Genomic DNA, 15,287 nt, shown 5'->3' on the forward strand with positions numbered 1-15,287 from the left:
ATTAATGAATCGTTAGCTTTAGCGTCGTTAACTGGAAAATCCATCGCTAAAATGTTAAAACTAGGGATAATTGTATGGTTAATCTATGGCCTTTATGCCTGAGAAAGCAACGAAATGACTTCAATAAATATCGTCCGTATTGCAACACGTAAAAGCCCTTTAGCTATGTGGCAAGCACACTTTGTTAAAGAGAAGCTCGAACAACTACACCCCGGTTTGCAGGTTGAACTGGTACCGATGGTGACTAAAGGCGATATTATTTTAGATACTCCCTTAGCTAAAGTAGGTGGAAAAGGTCTATTTGTTAAAGAATTAGAGTTAGCTTTACTGGAAAAACGCGCAGACATCGCAGTGCATTCAATGAAGGATGTTCCCGTTGAATTTCCAGAAGGGCTCGGTTTAGTCACGATCTGTGAGCGTGAAGACCCACGTGACGCTTTTGTGTCTAATCACTTTGACAGCCTTGAGGCTCTACCTAGCGGTAGCATAGTGGGAACGTCCAGTTTACGCCGCCAATGCCAAATACGAGAACTACGCCCAGACCTCATTATCCGCGATCTACGCGGAAACGTGGGAACTCGGCTCTCGAAACTGGATAATGGCGAATACGATGCCATAATTTTGGCCGTCGCGGGGCTGAAACGGTTAGGTTTAGAAGCGCGAATTCGTACTGCATTAGCGCCTGAACAATCCTTACCAGCCGTGGGACAAGGTGCGGTGGGTATTGAGTGCCGCTTAGAGGATGAGCGTACTCGTCAACTACTCGAAAAACTTAACCACGATGAAACAGCCATCTGTGTTCTCGCGGAACGTGCTATGAATATGCGCCTTGAAGGCGGTTGCCAAGTACCTATTGGGAGCTATGCGATTTGGCAAAATAACCAAATTTGGCTACGTGCTTTAGTGGGGGCGCCAGATGGTAGCCAAGTCATTCGTGGCGAGCGTTTAATCGCCCCAGAACAAGCAAAACAAGCAGGGATCTCTCTTGCTGAGGAATTACTCGATAAAGGCGCCCGCGAAATTCTCTCTGTGGTTTACCAAGGGAATCCACCGGCATGAAAGTACTAGTCACGCGGCCTGAGCCAGCTGGTTGCGAACTCATCGCAGCAATCAAAGCAAAGGGAGGCGATGCTTTCGCTTCCCCGCTCATTAGTATTGCGCCGGGTGCTGAATTAAATTTACTGGGATCACGCCTTCAGCAGCTTGATCAACACGATTTAGTCTTTCTTTTATCTAAAAATGCGGTCTGGTATGCACATTTAACCCTTAAACAAGCAGGACGCAACTGGTCAGATAAGTTATCCTACTATGGGATAGGTCGTTCAACCGGCCAGTATTTTGAGGCGTTAACAGGTCGCACTATCCGTTGGCCAGAGCACGGTGAGACCAGTGAAGCATTACTTAGCCTTCCTGAATTACAATTTCTTGAAGGTAAACGTGCACTTCTATTACGCGGAAACGGAGGAAGGGAGCTCCTAGCCTCAACATTACGTTCCAGAGGTGCAGAGGTTGAGTATTGTGAGTGTTATGCGAGACACCCTGTTTTATACGATAAAACAGAGTTTAATCAACAATGGGTTAATGCAAATATTACTGATATTGTGATCAGTAGTGGTCAAATGTTAGCCTTACTCAATCAATTAATCGCTGAAAATACCAAAGAATGGTGGTTCAATCGCCGCTTATTAGTTGTCAGCGAACGGATTGCAGACCAAGCCCGCCAAAATGGTTGGAAAAAGGTCTGTGTGGCAAATAGCGCAGAAAATAATGCTTTATTGGACGCCTTATTTTCAACCGACATGGGATGCTAATTTATGACGGAACAAAATAATTCTACCGAAACGGTTAATAATGAAACTGTCGCGGAGACCCCAAAAAACCGCCAACCCAAGCCGTCTTCGGAGCAAAAACGTTCTGGTCTCATCGGTAGTGCCATCGCTATCGCAATTATCATCGCCATTGGTGGTGGTATTTATTATTTTACTCAACAAAGTAATGCGCAACTCGTGAATGAAAATAACGAATTGAAGCAACAGTTGAATGATTTAGCCGAACAGCAAAAAGTTGACCGCCAGCGCTTGGATGCGCTGTTCGCCTCGCAGTCAGAAATCAAAACACAGACTCGTGAATATGAAGAGCAGCTCAACCGTCATATGCAAGAGCTACAAGCACATGTTAATACGCTCTCAAGCTCAGATGTTAAAAGTTGGTTGCTGGCACAGGCTGATTTTATGGTCAAAATGGCAGGAAGAAAATTATGGAATGATCACGACCCAGTCACGGCCGCGGTACTCTTAAAAAGTGCGGATTCTAGTCTTGCTGAAATGAATGACCCTAGCCTGCTTGATATCCGTAAAGCCATTAAAAATGATATTGCTAGCTTAGCGGCGATCAATCAAGTCGATTATGACGGTATTATTCTTCGTTTGAATCAATTGAGTAATGAAGTCGATAACTTGCGCCTCAATGAGATTAACAGCGGTGATGTGAAAGCTGAAGATGAAGGAGAAGTCTCCAGCAATATAGCGGATTGGAAGCAAAATCTATCACGGAGTTGGAAAAACTTTACTAATGATTTTATCACCGTACGTGCTCGTGACGGTTCAGAAGCCCCATTATTGGCACCAAATCAAGATATCTATCTACGTGAAAACATTCGTTCTCAATTGTTGATCGCTGCACAAGCGGTGCCTCGATATCAAGAAGAAACCTATAAACAGTCACTCGAACAAGTTTCTACTTGGGTTCGTGCTTATTTTGATGTTAACGCTCCGGCAACAAAAGCCTTCTTAGCTGAAGTTGATGATTTAATAAATCAACCGATCGCGACTGAGATGCCTGATGCTTTAGAAAGCCAACCTAAACTTGAAAAAGTAATGCAAACACGCGTTCGTAATCTGTTGGCACAGTCAGAAGAAGTGGCTAATACGCCTGCTGAAGCTGCACCAACAGAAGAAAAACAGCCTGAAAAAGCAGTCGCAAAACCTGAAGATTCAGAGGCAGCACCTCTTGATGCACCAGCCAATGAGCAGAAGGGGTAATTATGATTAAAGTACTGATCCTTTTTATTGTGCTTATCGCTGGTATTATCTTAGGCCCTCTCTTAGCGGGCCACCAAGGTTATGTTTTCATCCGTACAGATGATTATGATATCACCACCAGTGTCACTAACTTAGTGCTGTGCTTTGTGTTGCTCCAGTTTGTCCTGCTGTTCCTTGGCTGGTGTTACCGTCGTTTTATTAGCACCACTTCACGAACTAAAGGCTGGGTCAGTGGGCGTAAATACCATAAAGCGCACTCACAAACACAAAAAGCCTTACTCAAACTTGCCGAAGGCGATTTCGACCAAGTTGAAAAACTGATGAGTAAACACGCGGATTTTTCTCAGCAGCCAGTGATTAACTATTTACTTGCCGCTGAAGCGGCACAACAGCGTGGAGATGAGCATCGAACTCATCAATACCTCAATAGAGCCGCCGAAGTTGCTGGTAACGACCAACTTCCCGTCGATATCAGCCGTGTTCGTATTCAATTGGCTGAAGGCGAAGTGTATGCGGCTCGAACGGGGGTCGATAAACTTCTCGATCAAGCACCCCGCCACCCTGAAGTACTACGTCTTGCTGAACAAGCCTACTTACGTTCAGGGGCTTATCAGGCACTGATTGAACTGCTACCGATTATGGCGAAAACACAACTTCATAACGAAGATGAGTTAGAGGCATTAAAACTGAAAGCTTATAAGGGCTTGATGAATCAATGTATGGCTGAAAATGGTAGTGAAGGCTTGAAACAGTGGTGGAAAGCTCAGCCACGAAAAATCCGTCATGAAACGGCTTTACAGTCCTTCTTAGCTGAACATTTGATTGAATGTGATGATATCGAAAGTGCTGAAAAAATTGTGATTGATGGTTTGAAACAGCAATATGATGAGCGCTTATTACTCCTCGCACCAAGACTCCGTAGCGATAAACCAGAACAGCTTGAGAAAGTATTAAAGCAACTGGTTAAGCAGTCAGGAGCAACACCATTACTCAATAGTACAATGGGGCAAATCGCATTACAGCATGCGCAATGGGAACACGCAGAGACTTATTTCAAAGCCGCATTAGCGCAACGTTTTGATGCTCATGATGCCGCTTGGTTAGCCGATGCCCTCGATAAACTGCACAAAGCAGAGGAAGCCGCTAAAATACGTCAAGAAGCCTTACTGCATTCACTCAAAAAAGAACGTTCTTAAAAACTATTTTGAAATATATAAACGAAAAACTCCACTTTATAAGTGGAGTTTTTTTATCCGCTATTTTTATTCTAAATACCATCATATTTAATCAAACATTTTTATCACTCATAATATGATTAACAGTATTAGCCTAATTAAACTTATTTAAATACATTATATTGACGGCTGTTATCAGTCGCCATGATATTTAAAAAGCACAAATTAGACTGAAAAACGCCTAATTGTTGTATAACATCAAACAAAATAACGGTTGTTCTGTAATATACCATTTACATAGTGTATAAATAATACATTGTTTTTGATTTAATCGAACTCAGGACATCTACATGAATGTAATTAAAACTATTTGGCGCTGGATCATTTCAACCCCGAATCGACTACAAGTATTTTTCGACCTGCTACTTTTAATTCTGTCACCTTTTGTTTTTATCTCTATCATTGGTTTCGATACTGTTGATCTAAATAAAGACGTTTTCATCATTACATTTATTATTTTGTGTTATACCTACCTCACTCGCTGGTTCAGCAAGTGGTTTTGTAATCGCAAAAATTAATGTCATACAAATGAATTTCTGATTTCCTTCCGTAGCAGCATCATGCTGTACAGAGGGAAATCGCTCTAGTCGATGAGTTCATATAAAAAAAAACACCTGCCAGCAAGGCAGGTGTAAATATACAATCAGGTCTACAGACGGATGGTGCCTCACTCAACGTTTCGTCCACGGGTTGATGAGAAGAGGATTAGCTCTTGTTCATCTATATTGGACAATAGGCACCGATAATCGGCTTTGCATCATTCCTGGGTTTATGAAGCATTGCTGTCATAATAAGTGGAATGAGCATCTACACAATAGATAATGCAGAATGCGTGCCAACTTTTTTTGAATGGCCTTTTTTCTTTCTATTATCCCATTTCATCGGAAAAAACACGCCTAACGCAATCCTAGCAGTTTTTTATATAGTGCCATTTTCCCTCTGCCTTACATGAGGCTGTGTTAGCATCCTTTTTTAACAACAAAGCTGTCTCAATTCAGAGACATCAAAATCACCTGGATAATTTACTATTAAAAATCAATGCATTATATGTCTCCATTTGGCGACACTGAGATACTGGTTTGTATCTATTTTGCGACACAGACGAATAGATAGAAAAAATAACAAATATAAACAGTCTATTAGCTATGATTTTCTTCATAAAGCCCTCAGTCGCATTTGTTCTAACAGATAACCAGTCAATGAGTATATCGGGAACCATAAACGGTCATTCTTAACGCACAGACATTTAAATACGTTCAGTCATGCTTACCGTTTATTTGGCACTTGAAGTTGACGTTGGAGTTAATGTCGAAGGTTTGGGTTTTGGGGTTTGGGTTTTGGGGTTTGGGGTTTGGGGTTTGGGGTTTGGGTTTTGGGTTTTGGAGTTTGGGTTTTGGAGTTTGGGTTTTGGGGTTTGGGGTTTGGGGTTTGGGGTTTGAATAATGATTGATAATTGATGATTGGTACACCCGTGCCAAAGGTAGCTCGTACCAATGAATAAGCTGATTTTGCGCGCTTCTAAATGCAAAAACCCCGCTGATTAAAGCGGGGTTCTTTAAATTTGGTCGGCGAGAGAGGATTCGAACCTCCGACCCACTGGTCCCAAACCAGTTGCGCTACCAAGCTGCGCTACTCGCCGATAGGGTATATCTACTTTACATTCTTTTCGTGGTGCGAAAGGGGGGACTTGAACCCCCACGTCCTGAGGACACTAACACCTGAAGCTAGCGCGTCTACCAATTCCGCCACCCTCGCAATGTCACAAAAGAATGGGGTGGCTAATGGGACTCGAACCCACGACAACTGGAATCACAATCCAGGGCTCTACCAACTGAGCTATAGCCACCATAACTTCACTTTATTCAAAGCGTTGCTATTATACTACATACAACTTTGTTTTGCCAACCGTAGCAGCACGCTAATTTAATGGCGCGCCCGACAGGATTCGAACCTGAGACCTCTGCCTCCGGAGGGCAGCGCTCTATCCAGCTGAGCTACGGGCGCTTAACGCCGTTGCGGGTGTGGATAGTACGGATTTAATGAGGTTCTGTCTAGTCCTTTTTTCAATAAAATTTTCGATTGCTTGCCTTTTGCGCATTTCGTCGATAAAGAGAGCATTTTTTCTCTCTTTATCGCAATATTGGTCAATCAACAGCGTGATGATGATAGCGAATTAGCACTGACTCTTCGCGCGGTTGCGTGTGCGCAGTAAGAAATAAAGCGCAGAAACCGTCAATAAAAAGATCGCACCAACAATTAACGACAAGCGGGTATCAGGGTTAATCGCCATGCCGACTATCACGCAAGCTAAAAACAGTAACGTTGCGTAGTTCACCCATGGAAACAGAATCGATTTAAACGGATGTCCAACAATCTTGTCTTGGTTCTGCTGCCGAAAACGCAGTTGACTGGTCAATATCACTAACCAAGGCACCATGCCAGGTAAAACACTCGCGCTGTACACATAAACAAAAACTTGTTCAGGGTTAGGAATGATATAGTTTAGGCTCGAACCTACCAATAAGCATAAGATAGTCAAGCCAACACAGCGCGCTGGTACGCCATTACGTGTCAGTTTTAATAGTGAGGCGGGGAGTTGTCTATTTTGGGCTAACGCATATAACATACGGCCACCACTGTACATACCGCTATTACAGCCTGATAGCGCCGCAGTCAGCACCACAAAATTTATCACCGCCGCCGCTGACGCGATACCTACCTTAGCAAAGGTCAATACAAACGGGCTACCTTGTTGCCCAACGTCCGTCCACGGAAACAGCGTAACAACAATGAAAATAGCGCCAACATAAAAAATTAAAATACGCCATAAGATATTATTGATCGCTTTTTTCAATGTCACCTGTGGATTTTTCGCTTCACCCGCGGTGATCCCGACTAATTCGACGCCCTGATAAGAAGCAACTACGATACACAAAGCAAATAAAAAACCTTTCCAGCCACCCGCAAAGAACCCGCCATGATCCGTCAAATTCGCAAGGCCAATCGGTTCAAAATTATTGCCAATGCCTAAAAAAATGAGACTCAACCCAATCAGTATCATAACCACAATCGTGGTGACTTTTATCATAGCAAACCAAAACTCTAGCTCTCCATAGAGCCTAACTGCCGCAAGGTTTGCAAGTGCAACGGAAACCACCGCGATCAACGCAAATATCCATTGAGGGACGTCTGGGAACCAATACTCAGCATAGACACCTATTGCCGTAATTTCAGAGATACCGACAGCAACCCACATAAACCAATAGCCCCATGCCGTTAAGCAGCCCCAAAATGGGCTTAAGTACTTATAGCCGAAAGAGGCAAAAGAACCTGTTACTGGCTCAACAAATAACATTTCGCCCATTGAGCGCATGACAAAAAACACAAAAATACCGGCAATAATGTAAGCGAGCAAAACCGATGGCCCTGCCCATTTTAATGTGCTGGCTGAACCCATAAATAGGCCAACACCAATTGTTCCACCTAGCGCAATGAGCTCGATATGCCGCGCTTCTAAGCCTCGTTGCAATCCTTGAGGTCGTTCTTGTTGTGAGCTTTCCATTCATTCCCCCTGTCGTTACCCAAAAAACAAATCACGACTTATGAGTATTTATAGTAATAAGTATGATTTCATCTTCATAAAACGACTATTTTAATAGCCGAAAAACATGATATAAGCATTAAACTAAGCTAAAAGCCCATGCATTGCATATATTTTTGATGGATTATAAAAATAATTGAGAGAAGAGGCCAGAAGTAACGTTTTTGTTATTACAAAGATAAAATAGCAGTTAGTCTGATATTTTTGATAAGAACGATGAGAAAACGCGCCACGGCATCTTATACCATGGCGCGTGAAGGCTCTTTAAAGCTTACCACCATAGTAATAAGCTAAAAATTTTAATAATTTAAATTGTCGTTTAATACGTGTGGGTTGTGCTAGCAGGCGATACAGCCACTCTAACCCAAGGTTTTGCCATATTTTGGGCGCCCGCTTCACATGACCGGTGAAAACATCATAAGTACCACCGACCCCCATATACAATGCCTCAGGGTAAACTTTACGGCAATCGCGCATGAAAATTTCTTGTTTTGGCGACCCCATCGCAACTGTCACAATCTTCGCGCCGCTGGCTCGGATACGCTCAAACAGAGCATCTCGGTCTTCTGCTGTAAAATAACCATTTTGTGAACCAACAATATTCACATTCCATTGAGAACGTAATTTTTCTTCTGTTTGTTCAAGAATTTCAGGTTTGCCTCCGACTAAGAAAACCGGCGTTCCTTCCCTCCCTGCTCGCTCCATTAACGCCTCCCAAAGGTCAGCGCCTGCAACACGAGAAACTTGAGCCTGTGGATATTTACGGCGAATAGCGCGCACAATACTAATACCATCCGCATATAGGTATTCGGCTTGGCCAAGCAAGGTGTTTAATGCAGCATCTTTTTCCGCCGTCATGACTTTTTCAGCGTTGATTGCAACCAGAGTCCCTGACTGAGTCTCGCCATCAGCAAACAGATGATCCAGAAAATGTGCCATATCTTTAAACCCCCAAATTTGGTGGCCTCTGATACTATATTGCGGAATAGATTGCTGTTCCATAATGCTCCTTTAGCGGTCTTCGCGACGTTGGCTTCTTAGATAAGAAGATGCTTTTGCCCGAATAAGCCCCGCACTTTCAAATAACCAGTACAGTAATTTCGCCAAAATCAAACAAAGTCCGAAAATCAGGCAGAAAAAGACCACTCGTGACACAAAAGAATCGACGCCTTCACGTGCCAAAACAATCATGTTAAAAATGGCACCAAAACAAAACGCTTGCATAATTGCAGCTTTATAGCGGTTTGACTCTTTCAGACTCATACCATAAATCCAGTCAAACCATTTGATAATTAACCCAACGACAATTGCCCCTAAAGGGATAAATAGCACACCGCCCATCACGACTAATGAGCCGATGAGAGTCGGAGAAATGGCTAATCCAGAATGGTTATTAAGGACTTCCCAAGTAAAGTAATTAGCTGAGTTCAGTACGGTATCAGGCCTATCTGGCCATACCCACGATGGGATAAACACATAAAAATCACGTGCAATCGGTGCCAGCCCTTGAAACTCAATCTTGTCGTAGTAACTCAATAACAAGGCAAGGTTTTCCCAAGGCGAAAATGTGTCTCGGGTTAAATACAAGAAGGTGTAGAAAGCTTCGGCACCACTCACGTCCAAACCATAGCGTTTTAGCGCTAACCAGAACATGCCGACAATACTTGCAACCCCTGCCGCAACTAGCATCCATAGCGTGATCCACCCTCTTACGATACCAATAAATAAGAATAGTGCGAACGCGATGATGATATTTGCACGAGTTCCGCCCACGATGACATAGGTTAAAAAACCAAATGCCACAGTACTGACAAGAAAGAAGACCCAACGTTTCTGGGATGGGCGTAGGAAGTAAACAATCAGCATTGCAGGAATAAAGAAGTAGAAAAAACGCTTTAATGCAACGCCTGAAACCTGACTGGAGAATATCTGACTATATGATTGAAGCTTAAATAATAAAAAGCCATTCTGTAAGAAGAAAATACCCACTGTCACGACGGCAACAGCTATCAGCAATAAACAGGTTAAGTGAGTCTCAACTTTATTCATCGTGAACAGCGGCCGCTTAGCGACAGTGGCGCTTTTTGTTAGGCGTGTTTTATAGGCTACATAATAGATGGCATAAAAACTTGTCGCTGCAAGCTGCGCATACAATAAGTACTCCGCAGGCACGACTGCCACATCAAACTGAAACACCAATGCACACGTCAATGGAAAACCAAAATAAAACGTCAGTAAATACAGTAATGAAAAGAAAATATTAAAATTGAAGCGCACACGTCTGAACTCTTTATAGAGTAACGTGCCCATAAAAATGATGGAAATCAGGTAGACAAGCGATAAGCCGCCTAACTCTGCTAAGGTCATGCTTTCTCCTCCGCAATACCTAAGATTTTTTTCCAACCATCGGTAAAGTTAGGCGCGAAAAAGTCAATATGTTGCTTATCCAGCAACGCCATCTGGCGCTGTGCTTCATCAACTAATTCCAACGATAGTTCATCCCCATAGAAGAATACTGGGACATTCTGTGCCGTCAAATCTTGCCAAAATGTATTTTGTCGACTGATGACAAATGGGACCCCAAATTGAATCAGCAGACACACCGTTCCCACACCTTGTTGGCGATTAAAAATAAAATAGCCTAAGTCACAGGTTTTCAATAAATTCAGGTAATCCGTAAATTCCATACGTTCTTTTAAAATATTCACCTGACCCGCCGCAAACAGTGTTTGTGCGGTTTCTTCGATCTGTTGGATATAAGCTTGGTTATTTGCAGGGTAACCCATAGGCACGATAATGCTGACCTGCTCACCAAATTGCTGTTTAATCGCTCTCAGCGCCTCTGTGTGACGATTTGATCGATCACCTGAGTTACCTAATAGTATTGTCAATGTATCGCCCTGACGTGCTGGACGTTCACTTAGCGTGAGTGCAGGGTCCATGCGTGTTGGGAAATACAATACCGATGCAGGGACTTTAGGGTTAAATTGCTGAAAGTAACACAAGTCACCTCGGGTCGCGCAAACATGCCCTACCTTCTTTTGTGCTAAACGACGTAATACATAAAACAATTTGAATTTTATCGAATTAGACTCTTCGTAGAGATCTGCACCCCAAATATGCCACCAAAATTGGTGTGATTTAATTTTGCCAAACAGCAAAGCGAGCCAAATAGGTGCATTAAATTGGCCATGGAAGAAAAAACGTTCTCTTCGGTTGGATGTTGCCCGACGAATCACCGCATCTGCGATCGCCTTTTTGCTGTCAAAGACTTCGATATCCAACTCGGGATAAGCATTGGCCATCTGATCATCGAGGCTCACCACCATAAAATGGGGTTTCTGTGACACTGCTTTTTCTTTACAGATCACATTATTAAAAAACGTCAGCACCGTTTGATTATGGTGAGGGAGATCAGATCCCAGTACATGTATTAAGGTTGTCATACTCGCCTACGGTAAATCAAAAATACACAACAACAGAGGAGAAAATACACGATATATGTTGCCATATAGGCTTGTGTTGCCCCTATCGTACCATGCATAGGTATCAACCAATGGGAAAAGCCCATTAAGAGGATAAACTGGCTCACCTCAGTTAAAATATAAAAACGTAATGCCGCCTTCGCAATCACCAGATAGCCAAAGACATAAGCGCCAACTTTCAGTACATCCCCTACCAATTGCCATGCAAATAAATCGCGCATGCCATTAAATTTTTCGGAGAACAGTAGCCAAATTGCGAAATCGCGTAATAGCCACACCATAAAGCTTGCAACGGCAACAGCAGGTAATACAAATTTTAGCGTCTTAATGATCTCCGCAGAGATCTCATTCTTGTGTTGTAATCGAGAAAGTGTAGGCAGCAAATACACGGAAAATGTTGCAGTGATAAACTGCAAATAAGCATCCGAAATAGTGCTAACTCCCGTCCATAGACCTACGTCATCCCAGCTATATTTTGCAGCCAACAAGTTTCGCATCATGACATAGGCGACAGGTAAAGTGACCGACGTAATTAACGCCATAATGGTAAATTTACCTAAGTTGGTGGCAATCGCCTTATTCCAAGCCGGTTTCAACATCGATAATGCAAACCGCTTACGGCGAACAATCATCCCGATAGCAGGTAAAACCACTAACGCCGGAACCAAAGCTAATCCGACTAATGCCCCTTCATAACCACCGAACGTATAGCATAAATAATAGGCAACAACACCAATTATGCTACCAAAAATAATGGATTGTGCATTACCCGACGCATCCCGATATCCCTTGAGGATCGCCAAAAAATAGTTAGCGTAGGCAATGCCCATCTGAATCAAGGCAACAGCTTGAATGACCGATTGATACTCCCGACTATCAAAGAGCGCTTCACTGATCGGGGCACTAAAAAATAGAAATACCAGCGCCAATAACGTCGAAAAACCAAGAATAAGTGTTGAAGAGGTCCCTAATACCGCGCGCAATTTTTCAGGGTCTTCATGGTGTTCCGCAATATATTTGGTCACCCCATTGAAAATACCCGCGCCCGATAATACCCCTAACACAGTGATTAACTGGCGGAAGTTTCCCGCCAGTCCTACCCCACTGGGGCCAAATGTGACTGCTAATAACTTAACAATAAGCAGGCCTGCCCCGATTTTTATCAAGGTAGACCCCGCAGTCCAAACCGATGCTCTAGCTAACGACATTAGGCAAAAAACGCCTTAATTTTTGTGATAACCGTTTGCTGTTCCTCATCTGTCATGTTGTAGAACATTGGCAGACGTACTAAACGGTCACTCTCACTTGTTGTATAACGGTCTTCGCCATCGAAACGCCCAAATTTCTCTCCAGCAGGGCTGGTATGTAACGCAACATAGTGGAATACCGTTAAAATGTCATTTGACTTCATATAGTCATTGAAAGCAGTACGCTCTTCGACATCCTTCAACTTGATATAAAACATATGTGCATTATGTTTTAATCCTTCCGGTACGATAGGTAATGCTAACTGGCCTGCCTGTGCTAAAGGTGCTAGAGCATCATAATAACGCTGCCATAACAACAGACGACGGTCATTAATCTTGTCTGCTTCCTCAAGCTGAGCCCATAAATAAGCCGCCTGTAAATCAGACAACAAATAGCTGGAGCCGATATCGCGCCACGTATATTTATCAACTTGTCCACGGAAAAATTGGCTACGGTTAGTCCCTTTTTCACGAATAATTTCAGCACGGTTAATCAGAGACTTATCATTCACTAACGTGGCGCCACCTTCACCACCAGAAGAGTAGTTTTTCGTTTCGTGAAAACTGTAAGCGCCAATATGGCCAATCGTTCCGAGTGCACGACCTTTATAAGTCGACATCACCCCTTGAGCCGCATCTTCAATCACAAATAAGTTATGTTTTTGGGCTATTGCCATGATGGTGTCCATTTCACAGGCTACGCCCGCATAATGAACAGGAACAATTGCACGAGTACGTTCAGTAATGGCAGCTTCGATTTTGGTTTCATCAATATTCATTGTATCTGGACGAATATCGACAAAAACAATGGTTGCCCCTCTCAGTACAAACGCATTAGAAGTAGACACAAAGGTAAAGCTTGGCATGATCACTTCATCACCAGGCTGAATATTAATCAGGATTGCCGCCATTTCTAATGACGCTGTGCAAGAAGGTGTTAGCTGGACTTTAGGGCAATTAAAACGCTTTTCCATCCACTCTTCACAACGTTTTGTAAAACCACCGTCACCACACAGCTTGCCGCTTTCCATGGCTTGCTTCATATATGCTAATTCTGTTCCTACAACGGGTGGCTTATTAAATGGAATCATGTTGTCCCCTATATAACCAATATGCAGTGCTAGCAACTGCCGCACCACTACGTGAATAAAGATTCAATGCCGCAATATTGCTTATTTGAGTGGCCACATTTAACTGTCTTTTTTTGTGCTGCTCACACCAAACAACGGCTGCTGACATCAATTTACGACCAACTCCCTGCCCATGAGCATTCGGCATAACAGCGAGTAGGCCTATACGTGCTGTGTCATCATCAAGGTGCCTTAAACTAACGAAACCTAAAATATCTCCTGCCACATTTTTGACTAATAAACAGGTATGATCGAAAGTGCCTAAGACTGCTTTTTCTATCCACAATGCATAAAAGCGTCCACTATCACCTTCACGATACCAAGGCGTTCGAAAGCGGCTTTGGCTAAAAACCTGCTCCGCTACCTGACGCAATACAGGTATATCTTCAGTAACCGCGGGTTCAATGCGCACTTTTTTCCGTAAATCACTATTCAAGTAAGCATTTTCTATGCCAACAGTCAGCGCAAAATCGACTTCCCCTTCAACCAAAGAGAAACCAAGCCGCCTTAATTCATCTAAGCGCTCTGTTTCATTAGCCCGTATTTTGGCTTGAGTTATCGCATAGTCATCTAATTGGCTTGCAAGGATCATCTCTGCCTGAGGAGCAGTGAAGTCTAGCTTTGCTGTTGAGAGTCCGAAAAACTCAGACTCCCATGATAAATAATCAATATTGGCGCGGACGGACACGGAGTAGATCCTCTAAATACTGACCATACCCTGTCTTACTGAGTTGTTTAGCTGACATTTTGACTTGCTCGTCAGTTAACCAACCATTACGCCATGCGATTTCTTCTAGACAGGCAACCTTAAAACCTTGACGTTTTTCAACAGTTTGAACAAAAGTACCCGCTTCTATCAGGCTATCGTGAGTACCTGTATCTAACCAAGCGAAACCTCGGCCTAATAACTCTACGTTCAACTCACCTTTATCGAGATACATCTGGTTGATTGAGGTAATTTCCAACTCACCGCGTTCAGATGGTTTCACCTGCTTTGCAAAATCAACCACTTGGTGATCATAAAAATAAAGCCCAGTGACTGCCCAGTTAGACAGTGGCTTTTTCGGTTTCTCTTCAATCGATAGCACTTTGAAATCGTCATCAAATTCTACGACACCAAAACGCTCAGGATCCATGACCTGATAACCAAATACCGTGGCACCTTGGGTTCTCGCCGCAACGGATTTCAGTTTTGGGCTAAACGAGTGCCCAAAGAAAATGTTATCGCCTAACACTAAACAGCATGCATCACCATTTATAAACTCTTCACCGATGATAAAGGCTTGAGCCAAGCCATCAGGAGAGGGTTGTTCAGCATAGCTCAGCTCGATACCAAATTCATGACCATCACCCAGCAAGCGTTTAAACATCGGCAAATCTTCAGGCGTAGAAATGATCAATATTTCACGGATCCCTGCCAGCATTAGCACTGACAATGGATAATAAATCATTGGCTTATCATAGATGGGTAACAACTGCTTCGAGATGCCTCGCGTAATAGGATGTAAACGAGTTCCCGAACCACCAGCAAGTATAATACCTTTCATG

Annotated in this window: 13 protein-coding genes and 4 tRNA genes; 5 read left to right on the forward strand and 12 right to left on the reverse strand. The window is 43.1% G+C overall.

What is annotated here, in order from left to right; all coding sequences use genetic code 11:
- The first annotated feature begins 114 nt into the window (after window positions 1-114).
- The 5 genes from hemC to ACWPW6_RS17330 all read left to right on the forward strand — a co-directional run bounded on the left by hemC (window position 115) and on the right by ACWPW6_RS17330 (window position 4,794).
- The gene (gene hemC, locus ACWPW6_RS17310; protein ID WP_154622904.1) at window positions 115-1,059 is read left to right on the forward strand and encodes a hydroxymethylbilane synthase; all 945 of its coding nucleotides are present in this window, start codon (window positions 115-117) and stop codon (window positions 1,057-1,059) included.
- Window positions 1,056-1,811 carry a uroporphyrinogen-III synthase gene (locus tag ACWPW6_RS17315; protein ID WP_249999468.1) on the forward strand — a complete coding sequence of 252 codons (756 nt, stop codon included), beginning with the start codon at window positions 1,056-1,058 and terminating at the stop codon, window positions 1,809-1,811. The genes hemC and ACWPW6_RS17315 overlap by 4 nt, the downstream gene beginning before the upstream one ends.
- 3 nt (window positions 1,812-1,814) lie before the next feature.
- A complete protein-coding gene (hemX, locus tag ACWPW6_RS17320; protein WP_249999470.1) occupies window positions 1,815-3,041 on the forward strand; it encodes a uroporphyrinogen-III C-methyltransferase in 1,227 nt (408 codons plus the stop codon).
- Between the two features lie 2 nt (window positions 3,042-3,043).
- Window positions 3,044-4,237, forward strand: coding sequence for a protoheme IX biogenesis protein HemY (gene hemY / locus ACWPW6_RS17325; protein ID WP_163863276.1), 1,194 nt, complete (start codon window positions 3,044-3,046; stop codon window positions 4,235-4,237).
- 329 nt (window positions 4,238-4,566) lie between these two features.
- Entirely contained in the window at window positions 4,567-4,794 is a 228-nt protein-coding gene (locus ACWPW6_RS17330; protein WP_154622326.1) for a hypothetical protein, read from the forward strand.
- A gap of 1,044 nt (window positions 4,795-5,838) precedes the next feature.
- On the opposite strand, the gene ACWPW6_RS17335 is transcribed toward ACWPW6_RS17330, so the two are convergent.
- From ACWPW6_RS17335 to rfbA, 12 genes are all read right to left on the reverse strand, one after another.
- A tRNA-Pro gene (locus tag ACWPW6_RS17335) sits at window positions 5,839-5,915 on the reverse strand.
- Window positions 5,916-5,945: 30 nt separating this feature from the next.
- Window positions 5,946-6,031: transfer RNA gene (locus ACWPW6_RS17340), tRNA-Leu, on the reverse strand.
- Between the two features lie 15 nt (window positions 6,032-6,046).
- Window positions 6,047-6,122: transfer RNA gene (locus ACWPW6_RS17345), tRNA-His, on the reverse strand.
- Window positions 6,123-6,203: 81 nt separating this feature from the next.
- Window positions 6,204-6,280, reverse strand: a tRNA-Arg gene (locus ACWPW6_RS17350).
- A gap of 169 nt (window positions 6,281-6,449) precedes the next feature.
- On the reverse strand, window positions 6,450-7,838 hold the full coding sequence (gene thrP, locus ACWPW6_RS17355; RefSeq protein WP_163863278.1) for a bifunctional threonine/serine APC transporter ThrP: 1,389 nt from the start codon (window positions 7,836-7,838) through the stop codon (window positions 6,450-6,452).
- Window positions 7,839-8,141: 303 nt separating this feature from the next.
- The gene (wecG, locus tag ACWPW6_RS17360) at window positions 8,142-8,879 is read right to left on the reverse strand and encodes a lipopolysaccharide N-acetylmannosaminouronosyltransferase (RefSeq protein WP_154624229.1); all 738 of its coding nucleotides are present in this window, start codon (window positions 8,877-8,879) and stop codon (window positions 8,142-8,144) included.
- A 9-nt stretch (window positions 8,880-8,888) separates the two neighbouring features.
- On the reverse strand, window positions 8,889-10,244 hold the full coding sequence (gene wzyE / locus ACWPW6_RS17365) for an ECA oligosaccharide polymerase (protein ID WP_154624228.1): 1,356 nt from the start codon (window positions 10,242-10,244) through the stop codon (window positions 8,889-8,891).
- A complete protein-coding gene (locus ACWPW6_RS17370; protein WP_249999472.1) occupies window positions 10,241-11,323 on the reverse strand; it encodes a TDP-N-acetylfucosamine:lipid II N-acetylfucosaminyltransferase in 1,083 nt (360 codons plus the stop codon). Before ACWPW6_RS17370 ends, wzyE begins: the two co-directional genes overlap by 4 nt.
- On the reverse strand, window positions 11,320-12,570 hold the full coding sequence (wzxE, locus tag ACWPW6_RS17375; protein ID WP_257759870.1) for a lipid III flippase WzxE: 1,251 nt from the start codon (window positions 12,568-12,570) through the stop codon (window positions 11,320-11,322). The genes ACWPW6_RS17370 and wzxE overlap by 4 nt, the downstream gene beginning before the upstream one ends.
- Window positions 12,570-13,700 (reverse strand): dTDP-4-amino-4,6-dideoxygalactose transaminase, encoded by a 1,131-nt coding sequence (rffA, locus tag ACWPW6_RS17380; RefSeq protein WP_154624225.1) that lies wholly within the window; start codon window positions 13,698-13,700, stop codon window positions 12,570-12,572. Before rffA ends, wzxE begins: the two co-directional genes overlap by 1 nt.
- On the reverse strand, window positions 13,687-14,427 hold the full coding sequence (gene rffC, locus ACWPW6_RS17385; protein WP_163863282.1) for a dTDP-4-amino-4,6-dideoxy-D-galactose acyltransferase: 741 nt from the start codon (window positions 14,425-14,427) through the stop codon (window positions 13,687-13,689). The genes rffA and rffC overlap by 14 nt, the downstream gene beginning before the upstream one ends.
- Window positions 14,405-15,286, reverse strand: a complete 882-nt coding sequence (gene rfbA, locus ACWPW6_RS17390; protein WP_154624224.1) for a glucose-1-phosphate thymidylyltransferase RfbA — start codon at window positions 15,284-15,286, stop codon at window positions 14,405-14,407. Before rfbA ends, rffC begins: the two co-directional genes overlap by 23 nt.
- Between the last annotated feature and the right edge of the window lies 1 nt (window position 15,287).

This window comes from Providencia sp. Marseille-Q8014, from assembly GCF_965112055.1.

Bases quoted from the DNA above. Each gene is read 5' to 3' on its own strand.
- hemY (WP_163863276.1), top strand. From the start codon at position 3,044: ATGATTAAAGTACTGATCCTTTTTATTGTGCTTATCGCTGGTATTATC.
- rfbA (WP_154624224.1), bottom strand. From the start codon at position 15,286: ATGAAAGGTATTATACTTGCTGGTGGTTCGGGAACTCGTTTACATCCT.
- ACWPW6_RS17315 (WP_249999468.1), top strand. From the start codon at position 1,056: ATGAAAGTACTAGTCACGCGGCCTGAGCCAGCTGGTTGCGAACTCATC.
- wzyE (WP_154624228.1), bottom strand. From the start codon at position 10,244: ATGACCTTAGCAGAGTTAGGCGGCTTATCGCTTGTCTACCTGATTTCC.
- ACWPW6_RS17330 (WP_154622326.1), top strand. From the start codon at position 4,567: ATGAATGTAATTAAAACTATTTGGCGCTGGATCATTTCAACCCCGAAT.
- hemC (WP_154622904.1), top strand. From the start codon at position 115: ATGACTTCAATAAATATCGTCCGTATTGCAACACGTAAAAGCCCTTTA.
- thrP (WP_163863278.1), bottom strand. From the start codon at position 7,838: ATGGAAAGCTCACAACAAGAACGACCTCAAGGATTGCAACGAGGCTTA.
- wecG (WP_154624229.1), bottom strand. From the start codon at position 8,879: ATGGAACAGCAATCTATTCCGCAATATAGTATCAGAGGCCACCAAATT.
- ACWPW6_RS17370 (WP_249999472.1), bottom strand. From the start codon at position 11,323: ATGACAACCTTAATACATGTACTGGGATCTGATCTCCCTCACCATAAT.
- rffA (WP_154624225.1), bottom strand. From the start codon at position 13,700: ATGATTCCATTTAATAAGCCACCCGTTGTAGGAACAGAATTAGCATAT.
- wzxE (WP_257759870.1), bottom strand. From the start codon at position 12,570: ATGTCGTTAGCTAGAGCATCGGTTTGGACTGCGGGGTCTACCTTGATA.
- hemX (WP_249999470.1), top strand. From the start codon at position 1,815: ATGACGGAACAAAATAATTCTACCGAAACGGTTAATAATGAAACTGTC.